The following is an 18,006-nucleotide window of genomic DNA, read 5'->3' as shown; positions in this document are numbered from 1 at the left end:
TACAGGGGAGACCACAGGGAGCCTTGCAATGATCGGTGAACTGCGCCTGCTACCCATTCTCTGCCTGCTCGGGATGCTGGGCCTGTCCGGTTGCGTGTCGTGGTTCGCCGACGAAGACATCGATCCCGAGGTGCACCTGGTCAAGGTCGAAGTGGTCAAGGCCAACTTGCTGGAGCAGCGCTTCACCCTGCACCTGAGGGTGGACAACCCCAACGACGAAGACCTGACCGTACGCCGCCTGACCTACCGGATCTACCTGGAGCGCTTTTTGCTCGGCGATGGCGAGCATGAGCACTGGTTCACCGTTACGCCCCATAGCAGTCGCTATTTCAAGGTACCGGTGCGCACCAACCTGTGGCCGCAGATCCGTGACCTGGTGAAACTCCTGCACAAGCCCGACCGGCCGATTCCCTATCGCCTGGAGGGCGAGCTGGAGGTGGGATTATTCATCGGCAAAGACGTGCACCTGAGGCGCAATGGCGTGATAATTCCCGGCGATTTCATCCCGGAGTGACCTTCAATGACCCAGCAACCCCATGTCCATGGCCCTGACTGCAACCACGATCACGACCATCACGACCATGGCCATGTCCACGGCCCGCATTGCAACCACGGCCACCAGGAGCCGGTACGCAACGCGTTGAAAGACGTCGGCCGCAACGATCCCTGCCCCTGTGGCAGCAACAAGAAGTTCAAGAAGTGCCACGGCGCCTGATCCAGCCGTGAAAACAACGCCTGCCGGCAGCCTTGCCGGCAAGTGCTGCCTCGATCCCTGGCAGGTGATGGAACACCGGTGGAACGATCCAATGCCGCAGTTCGTCCCTATACAAGGCACATTCACCCGGAGCGCTGCATGATCGACCTGTACTACTGGACCACCCCCAACGGCCACAAGATCTCGCTATTCCTCGAAGAAGCCGGGCTGCCCTACAACCTGTACCCGGTCAACATCGGCCTGGGCGAGCAATTCAAGGCCGAGTTCCTCAAGATCGCGCCCAACAACCGCATCCCGGCCATCGTCGACCACCAGCCGGCCGACGGCGGCGCGCCACTGTCGCTGTTCGAGTCCGGGGCGATCCTGTTGTACCTGGCGGAGAAGACCGGCCGCTTCCTGCCCCAGGACCTGCGCGGGCGCCAGGAAACCCTGCAATGGCTGTTCTGGCAGATGGGCGGCCTGGGACCGATGGCCGGGCAGAACCATCATTTCGCCCACGCCGCCCCGGAACGGATCCCCTACGCCGTCAAGCGCTACGTAGACGAAACCGCGCGCCTCTACGGTGTGCTGGATCGACGCCTGGCGGACCGGCCCTTCGTCGCCGGCCACGACTACAGCATCGCCGACATGGCGATCTACCCCTGGGTCGCTTCCTACAAGAAGCAGAGCCAGAGGCTCGAGGACTTCCCGCACCTGCATGGCTGGTTCAACGGCATCCAGGCACGACCGGCCACCGCGCGTGCCTACGCCCTGGTGGAAAGGGTCAACCCGGCCTGAACCGGTCCCTGCAAGCGCTCCTCCAACCCTGCGGCGCAGGCCTTCGTCCGGGCCTGCGATAAATACCTGTCGCCCCGCTTGCGCGGCACACGCCTGCTCACTAACGTAGCGCCTTTATCGACGCTACCCCCCGCAGGAGCTTTGCCATGGCCTCGCCAGCCTTCTCACATGTTCTTCCCCGATTCGGCGTTGCCGCGGCGGTAGCCGGCGTCCTGAGCCTGGCCGGTTGCCAGTCCTGGAACGCCCAGAACAGCCTGCCACCCACCTCCGGTGTGCAACCGCTCAAGGGCCTGGCCCAGAACGTGTCGGTACGCCGCAACGCCGTGGGCGTGCCCTTGATCGAAAGCAACAGCTTCCACGATGCCTTGTTCAGCCTGGGCTACGTCCATGCCAGCGATCGCATCGGCCAGATGGTGACCTTGCGCCTGCTGGCCCAGGGCCGCCTGGCGGAAATGTCCGGCGCCGAGGCCCTGGACGTCGACCGCCTGATGCGCGCGGTGAACCTGAAGAAAAGCGCCGACGAGCTGTATAAGGCCTCTTCGCCGCGGATCAAGCGCTTCTTCGAGGTCTATGCACGGGGCGTCAACGCCTACCTGTTCCGCTATCGCGACAAGCTGCCGCCGGAGCTGGCGAGCCGCGGCTATACCCCCGAGTACTGGAAGCCCGAAGACTCGGCGCTGATCTTCTGCCTGCTGAACTTCGGCCAATCCGCCAACCTGTTCGAAGAGCTCAACGCCCTGGTGCTGGCACGCAAAGTCGGCAGCGACAAGCTGCCCTGGCTGACCCCCGGCTACCCCGACGAACCCTTGCCCCTGGCCGAGGCCGAGAAGCTCAAGGGCCTGAACCTCGATATCCCCGGCCTGGACGAACTCAGCCGCACCGCCAGCCAGCTGGCCCGGCTCAACACCCTGGGCCTGAGCGGCGGCAGCGACCTGGCCATCGCCCCCCAGCGCAGCCGCAGTGGCCGGAGCCTGCTGGCCAGCGACAGCCAGGCCACGGCCTGGCACTACGTCCAGTTGCGCGCGCCCAAGTACCAGGCCGCCGGTGCTGCGATCCCCGGCTTGCCGGCGATCCTCCAGGGCTTCAACGGCAAGGTGGCCTGGAGCCTGAGCTCGGTGCAAGGCGACAACCAGGATCTGTTCCTGGAAAAGCTCAAGCGCCAGGGCAATGGCCTGTACTACTTGAACAACGGCAAATGGCAGCCGGTGGTCGTGCGCAACGAGACCTACTTCGTCAAGGGCCAGCGCCCGCTTCGCGAAGCGGTGTACGAAACCCGCCACGGCCCCTTGCTCAACAGCGCCCTGGGTGCCAGCCAGGCCAACGGCCTGGGCTTGGCCCTGCAGACGCCAGAGCTCAAGGACGACCGGAGCCTGGATGCGTTCTTCGACCTGTCGCGGGCGCAGAGCGCCGAGAAGGCCTCGGACGCCAGCCGGGACATCCGCGCCATTGTCCTGAACCTGCTGTTCGCCGATGCCAGCCACATCGGCTGGCAGGTCACCGGGCGCTTCCCCAACCGTCGCGAAGGCGAAGGCCTGCTGCCCTCCCCTGGCTGGGAGGGGCGGTATGACTGGGACGGCTATGCCGATCCGATGCTCCACCCCTACGACCAGGATCCGCCCCAGGGCTGGCTTGCCATCGCCAACCAGCGGGTGATTTCCCGTGGCTACGGCATGCAGCTGTCCAACTCGTGGGACGCCCCGGAACGCGCCGAGCGCCTGGCCCAGCTCGCCTCCAGTGGCAAGCAGGACAACCGCAGCCTGATCGCCCTGCAATACGACCAGACCACCTTGTTCGCCGCCAAGCTGAAGAAGATGTTCGAGGCCCCCGGCATGGCCCAACCGCTGAAGCAGGCCATCGATACCCTGCCCGATGCCGACCGGGCCAGGGCCCGCGAGGCCTACAGCCGCCTGATGGCGTTCGATGGCAAGCTCGGCGCCGGCTCGGCGGATGCGGCCCTGTATGAACTGTTCCTGCAGGAGAGCGCCCGGCAGGTCTTCCTCGACAAGCTGGGCCCGGAATCCGCAGCGCCCTGGCAGGCCTTCGTCGCCAACGGCAGCCTGTCCTACTCGGCCCAGGCCGATCACCTGCTGGGCCAGGAAGACAGCCCGTTCTGGGACGACCCGCGCACGCCACAGAAGGAAGACAAGCCGGCGATCCTGGCCCGCAGCCTGGCCGCCGCGGTCAAGTCCGGCGAGCAACTGCTGGGCAACGATCGCAAGGCCTGGCAATGGGGCAAGCTGCACAGCTACAGCTGGATCGGCAGCGACGGCAAGGCCATCCGCGGGCCATCGCAGGCCGGCGGCGACCACAACACCATCAACGCCGCGCCGTACCACTGGGGCCAGGATTTTGCCGTCAGCGCCGCCCCGGCCTTGCGCATGATCGTCGACTTCGGCCTCAGCGAGCCCTTGATGGGGCTCAACAGCAGCGGCCAGTCCGGCAACCCGGCCAGCCCCCACTACGCCAATGGCATCGAGGGCTGGTCCAAGGCCCAGTACCTGAGCTTCCCGATGCAGCCGCAGAACTTCGAGCGCAGCTACGGCAAGACCCGCCTGACCCTGGTCCCGGGCAAGTAACTCTCCCGCCCTTGCGCCCCGCTCGTGCACCAGTACGAACGGGGCCTGCCCCCATAACGTGCATCCTGTGGCGGCCATCTCCCGGCTGGCTCCGCGGCTGCCTCCCCCCCGCCCCCTTTCAGCGCGAGCGCTGCCTCACGAAGGCTCCCCAGGCTTTTAAAACAGCTGTTCGGGACTCTGGTTCGGAAATTGCTACTTTCATTAAGTCTCATGCGTTGCAGTAACAGCACCCATGCGCCACAAGCGCTCATATCGGCTCTTAGGGATTGAATAATGAAAAAAGCATTGCTGACCCTTTCTGCACTGGCTCTGTGCCTGGCCGCCGGCTCGACACTGGCCAAGGAATACAAGGAGCTGCGCTTCGGCGTCGATCCTTCGTACGCGCCTTTCGAATCCAAGGCCGCCGATGGCAGCCTGGTGGGCTTCGACATCGACCTGGGCAACGCCATCTGTGCCGAGCTGAAGGTCAAGTGCAAATGGGTCGAAAGCGATTTCGACGGCATGATCCCGGGCCTCAAGGCCAACAAGTTCGATGGCGTGATCTCCTCCATGACCGTGACCCCGGCCCGGGAAAAGGTGATCGACTTCTCCAACGAGCTGTTCTCCGGCCCCACCGCCTTCGTATTCAAGAAAGGCTCGGGGCTGAGCGAAGACACCGCCTCGCTCAAGGGCAAGACCATCGGTTACGAGCAGGGCACCATCCAGGAAGCCTACGCCAAGGCCGTGCTAGACAAGGCCGGGATCAAGACCCAGGCCTACCAGAACCAGGACCAGGTCTATGCCGACCTGACTTCCGGGCGCCTGGACGCATCGATCCAGGACATGCTGCAAGCCGAGCTGGGCTTCCTCAAGTCGCCACAGGGCGCCGACTATGAGATCAGCAAACCGGTGGACGACCCCCTGCTGCCGGCCAAGACCGCAGTGGGTATCTCGAAAGGTAACAAAGAGCTGAAAGCGCTCCTGGATAAAGGTATCAAAGCGTTACACGATGATGGCACCTACGCCACCATCCAGAAAAAACACTTCGGTGACCTGAACCTCTACAGCGGTAAATAACCTGCCGGCGCCCATCCTCGATGGGCGCCTTTTTTATCGTCACGGGTCACTGATCGATGTTCGAACAACTCCTAACGAACCTGGGGCTTTGCGCGTTCAGCTTGAAGGGTTTCGGCCCCTTGCTGCTGGAAGGTACCTGGATGACCGTCAAATTGTCGGTGCTATCGCTGCTGGTCAGCGTGCTGCTGGGCCTGATCGGCGCCAGCGCCAAACTCTCCAGCCTTGCCTTGCTACGCCTACCTGCCCAGCTCTACACCACCTTGATTCGCGGCGTGCCGGACCTGGTGCTGATGCTGCTGATCTTCTACAGCCTGCAGACCTGGCTGACGTCCTTCACCGATTTCATGGAGTGGGAATACATCGAGATCAATCCCTTCAGCGCTGGGGTGATCACCCTGGGCTTCATCTACGGCGCCTATTTCACCGAGACCTTCCGTGGCGCGATCCTCGCCGTGCCCCGGGGCCAGGTGGAAGCGGCTACCGCCTATGGCCTCAAGCGCGGCCAGCGCTTTCGCTTCGTGGTCTTCCCGCAGATGATGCGCTTCGCCCTGCCGGGCATCGGCAACAACTGGATGGTGATGCTCAAGGCCACGGCCCTGGTGTCGATCATCGGCCTGGCCGATCTGGTCAAGGCCGCCCAGGATGCCGGCAAGAGCACCTACCAGCTGTTCTATTTCCTGGTTCTGGCGGCGCTGATCTACCTGCTGATCACCAGCGCTTCCAATTTTGTCCTGCGTCGGCTTGAACGGCGCTATGCCGCGGGTGCCCGGGAGGCCGTGCGATGATCGAACTCCTGCAGGAATACTGGCGCCCGTTCCTCTACAGCGACGGCTACCACATCACCGGCCTGGCCATGACCCTGTGGCTGCTCAGCGCGTCGATCGCCATCGGTTTTCTGGTGTCGATCCCATTGTCCATCGCCCGGGTCTCACCCCGGCGCCTGGTGCGCTGGCCGGTGCAGTTCTACACCTACCTGTTCCGCGGCACGCCGCTCTATATCCAGTTGCTGATCTGCTACACCGGGATCTACAGCATCGCCGCCGTCCGTGCCCAGCCGGTGCTGGATGCGTTCTTTCGCGATGCGATGAACTGCACCATCCTGGCCTTCGCCCTGAACACCTGCGCCTACACCACGGAGATCTTCGCCGGGGCGATCCGCAGCATGGCCCATGGCGAGGTGGAAGCGGCCAAGGCCTACGGCCTGGGCGGCTGGAAGCTCTATGCCTACGTGATCATGCCCTCGGCCCTGCGCCGTTCGCTGCCCTACTACAGCAATGAAGTGATCCTGATGCTGCACTCGACCACCGTGGCCTTCACCGCGACCGTTCCCGACATCCTGAAAATCGCCCGTGATGCCAACTCGGCGACCTTCCTGACGTTCCAGTCGTTCGGCATCGCCGCCCTCATCTATTTGTGCGTGACGTTCACCCTGGTAGGCCTGTTCCGCCTGGCCGAACGCCGCTGGCTGGCCTTCCTTGGCCCGGCTCATTAGGACTTGCAGCAGGAAAAACACCCAATGCGCCATGAGATCCACGACCTGCTCGCACCGTTGCCGGGCACCGCGCGGCAGGTCCACAGCTTTCACTTCGGCCCCGCCCAGGCCGCTCGCAAGATCTACATCCAGGCTTCGCTGCACGCCGATGAAATGCCCGGCATGCTGGTGGCCTGGCACCTCAAGCAACGCCTGGGGCAACTGGAGGCCGCCGGCCGCCTGCGCCACGAAATCGTCCTGGTACCGGTGGCCAACCCCATCGGCCTGGAACAAGTGCTGATGGACGTCCCCCTGGGCCGCTATGAACTGGAGAGCGGGCAGAACTTCAATCGCGGCTTCGCCGACCTCGGCCTGCAGGTGGGCGACGCCATCCAGGACCTGCTCGATGAGGATCCCCAGCACAACCTCGACTTGGTCCGCCGACACCTGGCCGATGCCCTGGCGCGCCAGCGGCCCGAGACCCAGTTGCAGTCCCTGCGCCTGACCTTGCAACGGCTGGCCTGCGATGCCGAGTTGGTGCTGGACTTGCACTGCGATTTCGAAGCGGTGACGCATTTGTACACCACCCCCGAGGCCTGGCCGCGAATCGAACCGCTCGCCCGCTACATCGGCTCCCAGGCGAGCCTGCTGGCCACCGACTCCGGCGGCCAGTCGTTCGATGAGTGCTTCACCCTGCCCTGGTGGCAGCTGCAACAACGTTTTGGCGAGCGCTTCACGATCCCCACCGGCACCTTGGCAGTCACCGTCGAACTGCGCGGCCAGGGCGACGTCAATCACCCGCTGGCCAGCCGCGATTGCCAGGCCCTGCTGGACTACCTGACCCACTATGGCGCCATCGCTGGCGAGGCACCGCAGTTGCCGGAACTGGCGTTTCCAGCCACGCCACTGGCCGGGGTGGAGCCGCTGGCGACGCCGCTGGGCGGGCTGCTGGTGTTCAGCGCCCTGCCGGGACAGTACCTGGAGGCCGGGCAGCAAGTGGCCGAGATCATCGACCCGATCACCGACCGGGTCATCCCCATCCATTGCCATAATGCCGGGCTGATGTATGCCCGCTCGCTGCGCCGCATGGCCACCGCCGGCATGGTGATCGCCCATGTCGCCGGTCGCGAAGCCTATCGCAGCGGCTATCTACTTTCGCCTTGAGGATGCATGCCCCATGTACAAATTGACTGTTGAAGGCCTGCATAAATGCTATGGCGACAATGAAGTGCTCAAGGGAGTTTCCCTCAAGGCCAGAACGGGCGATGTGATCAGCCTGATCGGCGCCAGCGGCTCGGGCAAGAGCACCTTCCTGCGTTGCATCAACTTCCTCGAGACCCCGGACGACGGGGCCATGAGCCTGGATGGCCAGCCGATCCGCATGGTCAAGGACCGCCATGGCATGCATGTGGCCGATCCGGCGGAGCTGCAGCGCATTCGCACCCGACTGGCCATGGTGTTCCAGCATTTCAACCTGTGGAGCCATATGAGCGTGCTGGAGAACATCACCATGGCTCCGCGCCGGGTACTCGGGGTCGGCACCCGGGACGCCGAGGAGCGGGCCCGGCGCTACCTGGACCAGGTCGGCCTGCCGGCCCGGGTCGCCAGCCAGTACCCGGCCTTCCTCTCCGGCGGCCAGCAGCAGCGGGTGGCCATCGCCCGGGCACTGGCCATGGAACCGGAGGTGATGCTGTTCGACGAGCCCACCTCGGCCCTGGACCCGGAACTGGTGGGCGAGGTGCTCAAGGTGATCCAGGGGCTGGCGGAGGAAGGCCGGACCATGATCATGGTGACCCACGAGATGAGCTTTGCACGCAAGGTCTCAAGCCAGGTGCTATTCCTGCACAAGGGCCTGGTGGAAGAAGAAGGTGCGCCCGAAGAGGTCCTGGGCAACCCCAGGAGCGAGCGCCTGAAGCAGTTCCTCAGCGGCAACCTGAAGTAGCCCGCCACCCGCGCCATTTCCGTCGGTCGCGGGTGCCAGGCACCGCGCGGTTCAGGCCACAGGCGCGGGTGGCGGCTCGTCCGGCAGGGTCGGCTCGCCGGGCTCGCTGGGCTCGGCAGGCAGTGGGGTATCGGGATCTGGCTGGCCGGGGATGCCCCCCGCCATGTCGACAGGAGGATGCGCCAGCAGGCTCCAGGCCAGTACCCCAACCTGATTGGGTTCGAGCCTTGCCAAGGTGGCGCTGATTCGGGGATCGATCTTCATGAGGGTACTCCTGGGCTGTACCCGGCACGCCTTGCGCGTGCCGGCGGACACTGCAATAGAGTGTCCGCCCTCCCAGGAATTCCCGCTGTTCGTCAGACGAACGGGATCAGGTACGCGGCAGGGTGACGCCACGTTGGCCTTGGTATTTACCACCACGGTCCTTGTAGGACACCTCGCATTCTTCGTCGGATTGCAGGAAGAGCATCTGCGCCACGCCTTCGTTGGCGTAGATCTTCGCCGGCAAGGTGGTGGTGTTGGAGAACTCCAGGGTCACGTGGCCCTCCCACTCGGGTTCCAGCGGGGTGACGTTGACGATGATGCCGCAACGGGCGTAGGTGCTCTTGCCCAGGCAAATGGTCAGCACGTCACGCGGAATGCGGAAGTATTCGACGGTACGGGCCAGGGCGAACGAGTTGGGCGGGATGATGCACACGTCGCTCTTGATGTCGACGAAGCTGCCGGCATCGAAGTCCTTCGGGTCGACAGTGGCCGAATTGATGTTGGTGAACACCTTGAATTCGTCGGCGCAGCGGACGTCGTAGCCGTAGCTGGAGACGCCGAAGGAAATCACCCGGCTGTCCTGCTCGCCGCGCACCTGGCGCTCGACGAACGGTTCGATCATGCCGTGCTCTTGCGCCATGCGGCGAATCCACTTGTCCGATTTGATGCTCATGGCGGAAGTCCTGAAATAACGAGGTGAAAAATTCTGTGCGGCATCTTACCGGGGCGCGGGGCCGGGTTCAAAGTCCAGGCGGTTTTTCTCGCCCCATCCCACGTTTTTCAAGGGCTACAAGACAGATGGCCGGTTACCGATCACGAAAACCGAGAAACCTTCGCAATGGCCATTGGCACGTTCGGGAAAAAGGTTTAAGGTGGCGCCACTGTGCTGCTTGTGTCACTGAGAATCTCTACACGATGTTGAATTTCGATCCAACCATCTTCAAGAATTTTTCCTGCTCTTTGCACTCAGTCTCGGCCCGGGCTTTTCCCGAGTCGCAGTTAACTTTGTCCAAGGAGATACACCATGTCTAATCGCCAAACCGGTACCGTTAAGTGGTTCAACGATGAGAAAGGCTTCGGCTTCATCACCCCACAATCCGGTGACGACCTGTTCGTACACTTCAAAGCCATCCAGGCTGACGGCTTCAAAACCCTGAAAGAAGGCCAGCAGGTTTCTTTCGTCGCTACTCGCGGCCAGAAAGGCATGCAAGCTGAAGAAGTACAAGTTATCTAACTTGCACTGATCCAGTAAAAAGCCCCGCCCTCAACAGCGGGGCTTTTTTGTGCCCGAAGGTTTTTCCTGCAACTGCCGCTGGAGCGCGCCCGGGGTTACCAGGTCACGCCGAAACCCACGGTATAGCGAGTCTTGTCCAGGTCGCTGTTTTCAGTACCTCGGATCATGTCCTTCTCCGCCTTGAGGTTCAGCGACGCCCAGTCGGTGACCTTGTAGCGCAAGCCCACCTCGGCATCCAGGGCGTAATCGGCCACCCCGGACAGAGGCCTGCTCACTTCGCCAGCGGTGAAGAACTCGATCCGCTTGCCGACCAGGTAACGGTTGTAGTCCCACTTCATGGCCAGGGAATAGAAGTTGTCCTTGCCGCCATCGGCATACCGATAGTCCGTGCGGTTGAGCAGCGAGCCCAGCGAGAAGGCTCCCAGTTCGTCGTCCCAGAACTGATAACCCGGACCTGTACCCATTACCCGTTGCTGCTCGAGGTCCTCGACCTTGTCGCGCTTGTAGGTCAAGCGCCCCTGCCAGAACCACTGCTGGGTAAGGAAGCGGTCCAGGGCGTATTCGGCCTGCCAGTTATCGGTGGTCACCGCCTTGTTCTGGAACTCTCGGTTGTATTCGGCCTCGGCATTGTGTCGCCAGGCACCATGGCGCGCGGAGGTCTTGAGGTCGATGTCATAGCGATCGGTATCCTTCTCGGCCCGCTTATAGTCCATGGCCACATCGACATTGCCTTTCCATACGATGTCTTCCACCAGCGGCTTGGGCTTCATGATCTGCTGGATGCTGGCCAGCTCCACTGTCCTGGGTGCCTCGCCATTGGCCAGGGTGACCTTGCCCTCCGCGGCCGGTCGCAGCGACTTGGCCCTTTCTCCCGAATAGGCATCCTCCTTGACCAGCAGCTCCTGGTCGCTCTCCAGGGTCTTGACCTGCTTCCAGTCGATGGAAATAGCCCCGCCATAATCGGTCTGGATCAGCAGCTTGCCACCGTCGAACACCTTGATCTTGCCGCTGACACGGTCACCATTCTTCAGCCACACGACATCGGCCAGCACGGGCAAGGAAGCGCCAAGCAAGGCGAAACAAACGAAAATTCTAGGCAACATAGCTCAATACAAAACTCGGACTTGCGAAAAAAACGGCATTATTCCAGTTGAAATAGGCCCTGATCACGAATGACCCAGCTATTAAGAATGAGTTCAATCCTCATCTGCCTTTAATCACCACGAACCGCCCCCCCTCTATCTGGAACCGCGAATGTGACCGAACTCAGCCAAGACTCACAGACGCCCGCGCAAATCCGACGCACGGCGCTATACCTGACCCTGGCCCAGGTTCCCGAAGGCAAGGTGGTCAGCTACGGCCAGTTGGCGGAAATGGCCGGCCTGGGACGGGCGGCGCGCTGGGTCGGACGCACCCTCAGCCAGCTACCTGCCGGCACCAGCCTGCCCTGGCACCGGGTCTTGGGGGCCGGCGGTCGCATCAGCCTGCCTGCAGGCAGCCCATCAGGGGACGAACAACGCGCGAGGCTGCGCGCGGAAGGCATCAGCGTACTGAACAACAGGGTGGATATTCGGCGCCATGGCTGGCGTCCGGTAGAGCACAGCGGTTAGAGTGCGCGCTTTGTTTCCGTAATCCTTGAGGCAGACTCCAGCCCATGCCCCGTAAAACCTGGCGCGCCGCACTTGCCGCCTATGCCAGCCCCTCGACGCTCGTGCTGTTGCTGCTTGGTTTCGCTGCCGGCATGCCTTACATGCTGGTGTTCTCGACGCTTTCGGTATGGTTGCGCGAGGCCGGAGTGGCCCGCGAAACCATCGGTTATGCCAGCCTGATCGGCCTGGCCTATGCCTTCAAGTGGGTGTGGTCGCCGCTGCTCGACCAATGGCGCCTGCCGCTGCTGGGCAAGCTGGGTCGACGACGATCCTGGCTGGTCCTGGCCCAGGCGTTGGTGATCCTGGGCCTGATCGGCATGGGCTTTTGTGACCCACAGAAACACCTGTCCTGGCTGATCGCCATTGCGGTGATCGTGGCCTTTGCCTCGGCCACCCAGGACATCGCCATCGACGCCTACCGCCTGGAAATCGCCGACGACAGCCGCCAGGCCGCCCTGGCTGCCAGCTATATGTCCGGCTACCGGGTGGCGGTCCTGCTGGCCACCGCCGGCGCGCTGTTCTTCGCCGAAGGTTTCGGCTCCACTGGCTTCAGCTACAAGCATTCGGCCTGGACCGGCACCTACGTGCTGTTCGGGGTCCTGATGATCCCGGCCCTGATCACCACCTTGTTCATGCGCGAACCCGCAGTGCCCCTGCGCACCCAGCTGTCGGCGGGACGCTACAGCTTCGCCCACCAGCTGATCTCGGTATTCGTGCTGATCGTGTTGCTGGTCTCGGTGCCCGCCACCTTCACCCAGCTCTACAACACCGACTTCGCCAGCGTGATCTTCGAGGGCGTCAGCCTGCTGGACCTGTTGCTGGAGGACCGGGCCTTCCTGCGCGCCATCCTCTATATCACCCTCACCGCCCTGTGCCTGTCCGCCATGGGCCGCCGCGGCCTGGCGCCGGTACTGACGCCGGTCAACGACTTCATCCTGCGCTATCGCTGGCAGGCCTTTCTGCTGCTGGGGCTGATCGCTACCTACCGCATGTCGGACACGGTCATGGGGGTCATGGCCAACGTGTTCTACATCGACCAGGGCTTCACCAAGGACCAGATCGCCGGGGTCAGCAAGATTTTCGGCCTGATCATGACGCTGATCGGCGCCGGCATGGGCGGCCTGCTGATCGTGCGCTTCGGCATCCTGCCGATCCTGTTCATCGGTGGCGCCGCATCCGCCGGCACCAACCTGTTGTTCCTCATGCTGTCCGACATGGGGCCGAACCTGAAGATGCTGATCGTCACCATTTCCCTGGACAACTTCAGCTCGGGGATGGCCACCTCGGCGTTCGTCGCCTACCTGTCGAGCCTGACCAACCTGAAGTTCTCGGCCACCCAGTACGCGCTGCTCAGCTCCATCATGCTGTTGCTGCCGCGCCTGATCGGCGGCTATTCAGGGGTCATGGTGGAAAAATTCGGTTATCACGACTTCTTCCTCATCACTGCGATCCTCGGTGTCCCGACCCTGATCCTGATCGCCCTGCACTGGTTCCAGGAAAGCCATCGCGCCGGCCCGAACGCCGATGAACAAACCTCGGCCAGCAACACCGCCGTCGGCGAAGAATCCTAGCGTTTCCCAGGGGTTGCGGGCTTTTCCAGACCGCTCCAACCCCTGCCGAGCGCAATCCTGTACGCCAGCGGCATGCGCCCGTACAATGCTCCGTCACTTCCAGTCTTAAGCAACCGACAACGGCCTACCATGCGTACCAGTCAATATCTGCTCGCCACACAAAAAGAAACGCCTTCCGACGCGGTCGTGATCAGCCACCAGCTGATGCTGCGCGCCGGCATGATCCGCAAACTGGCTTCCGGCCTGTACACCTGGCTGCCGATGGGCCTGCGGGTGATGCGCAAGGTCGAGGCCATCGTTCGCGAAGAAATGAACGCCGCTGGCGCGCTTGAAGTGTTGATGCCGGGCATCCAGCCGGCCGAGCTGTGGCAGGAGTCCGGACGCTGGGAGCAATACGGCCCCGAACTGCTGCGCCTGAAGGACCGCCACAATCGCGACTTCTGCGCAGGCCCGACCCACGAAGAAGTGATCACCGACCTGGTCCGCAACGAGCTGAGCAGCTACAAGCAGTTGCCGCTGAACCTGTACCAGATCCAGACCAAATTCCGCGATGAGATCCGTCCACGCTTCGGCCTGATGCGCGGTCGCGAGTTCATCATGAAGGACGCCTATTCCTTCCACGCCGACCAGGCGTCGTTGCAGGTCACCTATGACCGCATGCACCAGGCCTACTGCAACATCTTCACCCGCCTGGGCCTGAAGTTCCGCCCGGTGGAAGCGGACAACGGCTCCATCGGCGGCGCCGGCTCCCATGAGTTCCACGTCCTGGCCGAGTCCGGCGAAGACGACATCATCTTCAGCAACGGTTCCGACTACGCGGCGAACATCGAGAAAGCCGAGGCCGTGCCTCGCGAAACCTCGCGCCCGGCGCCGACCGAAACCATGCGCCTGGTGGACACTCCTGACGCCAAGACCATCGCCCAGCTGGTGGAACGCTACAACCTGCCGATCGAAAAGACCGTCAAGACCCTGGTGGTGCACGCCGAAGAGCCGGGCAAGCTGATCGCCCTGATCATCCGTGGCGACCACGAGCTCAACGAAATCAAGGCGGCCAAGCAGCCAGGCGTCGCCGACCCGCTGGTCATGGCTTCCGAGGCCGAACTGCGCGCCGCCATCGGCGCTGGCGCCGGCTCCCTGGGCCCGGTGAACCTGCCGCTGCCGATCATCATCGACCGCTCCGTAGCCCTGATGAGCGACTTCGGCGTCGGTGCCAACATCGACGACAAGCATTACTTCGGCGTGAACTGGGAGCGCGACCTGCCGGTTCCAGCCGTGGCCGACCTGCGCAACGTGGTCGCTGGCGACCCAAGCCCGGACGGCAAGGGCGTGCTGGAGATCAAGCGCGGCATCGAAGTCGGGCACATCTTCCAGCTGGGCAGCAAGTACAGCCAGGCGATGAAGTGCGAAGTACTGGGCGAGAACGGCAAGCCGGTCACCTTGGAGATGGGCTGCTACGGTATCGGCGTATCCCGCGTGGTGGCTGCCGCCATCGAACAGAACAACGACGATAAAGGCATCATCTGGAGCGACACGCTGGCTCCCTTCCAGATCGCCCTGGTACCGCTGCGCTATGAAACCGAACAGGTTCGCGAAGCCACCGACGCGCTCTACGAGCAACTCACCGCTGCCGGTTTCGAGGTCCTGCTGGACGATCGCGACAAGAAGACCAGCCCGGGTATCAAGTTCGCCGACATGGAGCTGATCGGCATTCCGCACCGGATCGTCGTCAGTGACCGCGGCCTGGCCGATGGCAACCTGGAATACAAGAGCCGTACCGAAGCCGAGGCGCAAGCGCTGCCGGTGGCCGACGTCCTGTCCTTCCTCCAAGCCCGTATCCGTCGCTGAAACCAGATAGAGAAGTCATGTTCAAGCGAAACACCCTAAGCCTCGGTGGCGCCGCCCTGTGCGGTGCCCTGCTGGTCAGCGGCTGCGCCAACCAGATGTCGCAACGCAGCGAACACGAGGAGCGGGTCGAGCGCAAGCTGCTCGACCATAGCCTGCAGATCGATGTCGGCGAGCCCAAGGTGCTTGAGCTGCCGCAACGACGGGTACGCATCCACGAGCAGAAGACCTTCGAAGTCACCGAGTTCGAGGTTACACGCCACTACGACCGCTATACCCCCTACCAAGCCTGGCGGGAAATCTACGAGATCCCGCTGGGCGCGGTGGCCCTGGTGGCCGGTGTCGGCGCCAATGTGGTCAATGTGTTCGCCCTGGGCAACCTGCCGGACAGCGTCACCAAGGATTGGCTCAGCTACGGTGTCTCGGGGGTCAACCCGTTCATGAACATGCCATCCCATGGCCGTGCCCAGCAGAACCTGGCAGCGATCGACGAGGTCCAGCGCGACAAGCGCGTGGAATATTCGAGCCTGCCCTGGAGCGAACGCCCGGTGCAGGTCAAGGCTGGCAAGCAGACCTACGAGCTGAGCACCGATCGCAACGGCGTGGTGCGCTTGAACCTCCTGGACGACCCGTTCTCCGGGCAGGATCTCAAGCACATCGGCAAGCTGCAGATCAGTGTCGAGGATGCCCAGGACGAGGTGCATTCCGATTCATCCCTGAGCATCAGCCCCGGCCTGCGCAGCAAGCTGGTGGAGGCCCATGCGCTGATCTACGACGACCTCGAGGACGACGAAGTCAGTGAGTGGGTGCACCGGGTCAAGCGCCTGTCGCAACTGGGCCTGGAAGAAGAAGCCAGTGAGCTGGAGCAGAGCCTGATCGAGCTGACACGCAACGATCCGGAACTGCAGAAAGAGTTTCTCAAGGCCCTGACCAAGGACGCCGGACGCCTGGTGGCGGATCCTGGCAGTAACTGATTTGTCCCGACCGGCACCATGGGCTCACGCTCCTGGTGCCCGGCTCGCCCCCTCCTCCTACGACTCCCTGAACAACTCCAACTGCTCGTGACCGCCGCGCAGGTCGTGCAGGCGTACGCCTATGCCCAGCAGTCGCACCGGCTTGCCACCACGCTTGAAGGCCTGGCTCAGCAACTGCCGATAACTCTCAAGGTCGCGCCCGGCCCCTGCCTGTTCCAGGGTGGTCTGGGTGAAGTCATGGAATTTCACCTTGACGAACGGCTTGCCCGGTCGGTAGCTGCTGTCGATGCGCGCCATGCGTCCGGCCAGGGCTTCCATCAGCTCCGGCAACTTCTGCAGGCAGCTATCCAGGTCCGGCAGATCGGCATCGTAGGTGTTCTCCACGCTGATGGATTGACGTCGGCTGTCATTCTGCACCGGCCGCTCATCGACTCCCCGCGCCAGGCTCCAGAGGCGCTCGCCGAAACTGCCGAACTCACGTACCAGCGCCAACTTGCTCCAGTCGCGCAATTGCAGGCAGCTGGTTATGCCCAGCCGGCCGAGCTTGTCCGCGGTAACCTTGCCCACTCCATGCAACTTGCTCACCGGCAACTCGGAAACGAAATCCTCGACCTGGCCCGGCGTGATCACGAACAGCCCGTTGGGCTTCTTCCAATCACTGGCGATCTTGGCCAGGAACTTGTTCGGCGCGGCACCGGCCGACACCGTGATGTGCAACTGGTTGGAAACGCGCCGGCGGATGTCCTGGGCGATACGCGTGGCACTGCCGGAGAAGTTCGGGCTGTCGGAGACATCCAGGTAGGCCTCGTCCAGCGACAGCGGCTCGATCAGGTCGGTGTAGTCGCGAAAGATCGTGTGGATCTCCCTGGATGCTTCGCGATAGGCATCCATGCGCGGCTTGACGATGACCAGGTCCGGGCACAACGCCAGCGCATGCCGGGACGACATGGCAGAACGCACCCCGTAGGCACGGGCCTCGTAGTTGCAAGTAGCGATCACCCCTCGCCGCTCGGCGGAGCCACCAACGGCCAGGGGCTTGCGGGCCAATTGCGGATCGTCGCGCATTTCGATGGCAGCGTAGAAACAGTCGCAATCGATATGGATGATTTTGCGCTGCATCATGGGAAGGCAGGGATCATGGAAGACCGCCGGAATGGACAGGCGCCCAGTATCTAACGACACCTGTATATAGCACCAGTACCTTGCATCATCCTGCTGGTTCACGAGAGCCACCCAAGGATTTATCCGCTCAATGGATGGTCCACCCGCAATAGAGCTGAAAGCCCCGTGCCATCTACCTCCAGGCGGTTTTCAAAGCCCGTCGCAAGCGGCTAACCGGTTGAACCGGAAGCAATTTTTTTAAATTAATGATTGACAGTCTCTCAACTCCCTGTAGAATCCCGCCACATCAGACGCGGGATGGAGCAGCCTGGTAGCTCGTCGGGCTCATAACCCGAAGGTCGTCGGTTCAAATCCGGCTCCCGCAACCAGATATAGAAAAAGGCCACTTCCTTGAAGTGGCCTTTTTTGTGCACGTCGCTTATGCCCTCCCCCGGGCATTTCGGGAAAACTCCTTGCGTGGCCATGGGTTAAGCATCGAAGTAGAAAAATCGACGCTTATTTGACCCTGATGGTCATTAACGGTTGACACTCGGTCGTTCACCTGTAGAATGCCGCCCCACAGACGCGGGATGGAGCAGTCTGGTAGCTCGTCGGGCTCATAACCCGAAGGTCGTCGGTTCAAATCCGGCTCCCGCAACCAAATATCAAAAAAGGCTGCTCGAAAGAGTGGCCTTTTTTGTACCTGTAGAAAAAATCCTTTCGCAACAAAGACCTGGCAAAGTATTGCGAACCTTTGGCGATGCTTCGATTCTTCAAGATGCAAGCTATGCTCTGTCTCAAGCCTGTCCTTGTGCCACCCACCCCGGGTCGTCG

18 protein-coding genes and 2 tRNA genes are annotated in these 18,006 nt (G+C 62.6%); 16 read left to right on the top strand and 4 right to left on the bottom strand.

What is annotated here, in order from left to right; translation table 11 throughout:
- The first annotated feature begins 28 nt into the window (after nucleotides 1-28).
- From H7A76_RS07210 to H7A76_RS07170, 9 genes are all read left to right on the top strand, one after another.
- Complete coding sequence (locus H7A76_RS07210) at nucleotides 29-514, top strand: LEA type 2 family protein (protein ID WP_185697870.1); 486 nt, start codon at nucleotides 29-31, stop codon at nucleotides 512-514.
- A 6-nt stretch (nucleotides 515-520) separates the two neighbouring features.
- Nucleotides 521-715, top strand: a complete 195-nt coding sequence (locus H7A76_RS07205; RefSeq protein WP_031321030.1) for an SEC-C metal-binding domain-containing protein — start codon at nucleotides 521-523, stop codon at nucleotides 713-715.
- 138 nt (nucleotides 716-853) lie between these two features.
- Nucleotides 854-1,492, top strand: a complete 639-nt coding sequence (locus H7A76_RS07200) for a glutathione binding-like protein (protein ID WP_185697869.1) — start codon at nucleotides 854-856, stop codon at nucleotides 1,490-1,492.
- Between the two features lie 146 nt (nucleotides 1,493-1,638).
- Nucleotides 1,639-4,068: a penicillin acylase family protein gene (locus H7A76_RS07195; protein WP_185697868.1), complete on the top strand. Its 2,430-nt coding sequence runs from the start codon at nucleotides 1,639-1,641 to the stop codon at nucleotides 4,066-4,068.
- 273 nt (nucleotides 4,069-4,341) lie between these two features.
- Nucleotides 4,342-5,124, top strand: coding sequence for a transporter substrate-binding domain-containing protein (locus H7A76_RS07190; protein WP_185697867.1), 783 nt, complete (start codon nucleotides 4,342-4,344; stop codon nucleotides 5,122-5,124).
- Between the two features lie 56 nt (nucleotides 5,125-5,180).
- Nucleotides 5,181-5,909 carry an ABC transporter permease gene (locus tag H7A76_RS07185; RefSeq protein ID WP_185697866.1) on the top strand — a complete coding sequence of 243 codons (729 nt, stop codon included), beginning with the start codon at nucleotides 5,181-5,183 and terminating at the stop codon, nucleotides 5,907-5,909.
- Nucleotides 5,906-6,616 (top strand): ABC transporter permease, encoded by a 711-nt coding sequence (locus H7A76_RS07180; protein ID WP_185697865.1) that lies wholly within the window; start codon nucleotides 5,906-5,908, stop codon nucleotides 6,614-6,616. Before H7A76_RS07185 ends, H7A76_RS07180 begins: the two co-directional genes overlap by 4 nt.
- A gap of 24 nt (nucleotides 6,617-6,640) precedes the next feature.
- Entirely contained in the window at nucleotides 6,641-7,759 is a 1,119-nt protein-coding gene (locus H7A76_RS07175; RefSeq protein WP_185697864.1) for a succinylglutamate desuccinylase/aspartoacylase family protein, read from the top strand.
- Nucleotides 7,760-7,772: 13 nt separating this feature from the next.
- Nucleotides 7,773-8,537, top strand: a complete 765-nt coding sequence (locus tag H7A76_RS07170; RefSeq protein ID WP_185697863.1) for an ABC transporter ATP-binding protein — start codon at nucleotides 7,773-7,775, stop codon at nucleotides 8,535-8,537.
- A 51-nt stretch (nucleotides 8,538-8,588) separates the two neighbouring features.
- Here the strand turns inward: H7A76_RS07170 and H7A76_RS07165 are convergent, their stop codons facing one another.
- Nucleotides 8,589-8,801, bottom strand: coding sequence for a hypothetical protein (locus tag H7A76_RS07165; RefSeq protein WP_185697862.1), 213 nt, complete (start codon nucleotides 8,799-8,801; stop codon nucleotides 8,589-8,591).
- 106 nt (nucleotides 8,802-8,907) lie between these two features.
- On the bottom strand, nucleotides 8,908-9,474 hold the full coding sequence (dcd, locus tag H7A76_RS07160) for a dCTP deaminase (RefSeq protein WP_062363567.1): 567 nt from the start codon (nucleotides 9,472-9,474) through the stop codon (nucleotides 8,908-8,910).
- A gap of 351 nt (nucleotides 9,475-9,825) precedes the next feature.
- Here dcd and H7A76_RS07155 point away from each other — a divergent pair, with 351 nt between their 5' ends.
- The gene (locus H7A76_RS07155; protein ID WP_010445013.1) at nucleotides 9,826-10,035 is read left to right on the top strand and encodes a cold-shock protein; all 210 of its coding nucleotides are present in this window, start codon (nucleotides 9,826-9,828) and stop codon (nucleotides 10,033-10,035) included.
- A 95-nt stretch (nucleotides 10,036-10,130) separates the two neighbouring features.
- On the opposite strand, the gene H7A76_RS07150 is transcribed toward H7A76_RS07155, so the two are convergent.
- A complete protein-coding gene (locus H7A76_RS07150) occupies nucleotides 10,131-11,138 on the bottom strand; it encodes a DUF481 domain-containing protein (protein ID WP_185697861.1) in 1,008 nt (335 codons plus the stop codon).
- A gap of 153 nt (nucleotides 11,139-11,291) precedes the next feature.
- On the opposite strand from H7A76_RS07150, the gene H7A76_RS07145 reads away from it, so the two are divergent.
- From H7A76_RS07145 to H7A76_RS07130, 4 genes are all read left to right on the top strand, one after another.
- Nucleotides 11,292-11,645 (top strand): MGMT family protein, encoded by a 354-nt coding sequence (locus H7A76_RS07145; RefSeq protein WP_185697860.1) that lies wholly within the window; start codon nucleotides 11,292-11,294, stop codon nucleotides 11,643-11,645.
- 44 nt (nucleotides 11,646-11,689) lie between these two features.
- On the top strand, nucleotides 11,690-13,255 hold the full coding sequence (locus H7A76_RS07140; protein ID WP_185697859.1) for an AmpG family muropeptide MFS transporter: 1,566 nt from the start codon (nucleotides 11,690-11,692) through the stop codon (nucleotides 13,253-13,255).
- 129 nt (nucleotides 13,256-13,384) lie between these two features.
- Entirely contained in the window at nucleotides 13,385-15,100 is a 1,716-nt protein-coding gene (locus tag H7A76_RS07135) for a proline--tRNA ligase (protein ID WP_185697858.1), read from the top strand.
- Between the two features lie 17 nt (nucleotides 15,101-15,117).
- Entirely contained in the window at nucleotides 15,118-16,071 is a 954-nt protein-coding gene (locus H7A76_RS07130) for a hypothetical protein (RefSeq protein ID WP_185697857.1), read from the top strand.
- Nucleotides 16,072-16,128: 57 nt separating this feature from the next.
- Here H7A76_RS07130 and dinB read toward each other — a convergent pair whose 3' ends face one another.
- Nucleotides 16,129-17,193, bottom strand: coding sequence for a DNA polymerase IV (gene dinB / locus H7A76_RS07125; RefSeq protein ID WP_185697856.1), 1,065 nt, complete (start codon nucleotides 17,191-17,193; stop codon nucleotides 16,129-16,131).
- A gap of 291 nt (nucleotides 17,194-17,484) precedes the next feature.
- Here dinB and H7A76_RS07120 point away from each other — a divergent pair.
- A tRNA-Met gene (locus H7A76_RS07120) sits at nucleotides 17,485-17,561 on the top strand.
- A gap of 195 nt (nucleotides 17,562-17,756) precedes the next feature.
- Nucleotides 17,757-17,833: transfer RNA gene (locus H7A76_RS07115), tRNA-Met, on the top strand.
- Nucleotides 17,834-18,006: the final 173 nt, after the last annotated feature.

This window comes from Pseudomonas sp. MSSRFD41 (genome assembly GCF_014230245.1).
In the GTDB taxonomy this organism is placed as follows: domain Bacteria; phylum Pseudomonadota; class Gammaproteobacteria; order Pseudomonadales; family Pseudomonadaceae; genus Aquipseudomonas; species Aquipseudomonas piscis.
Note: the sequence above shows the minus strand (reverse complement) of the source record. Positions and strands in the feature narration are given on the sequence as shown.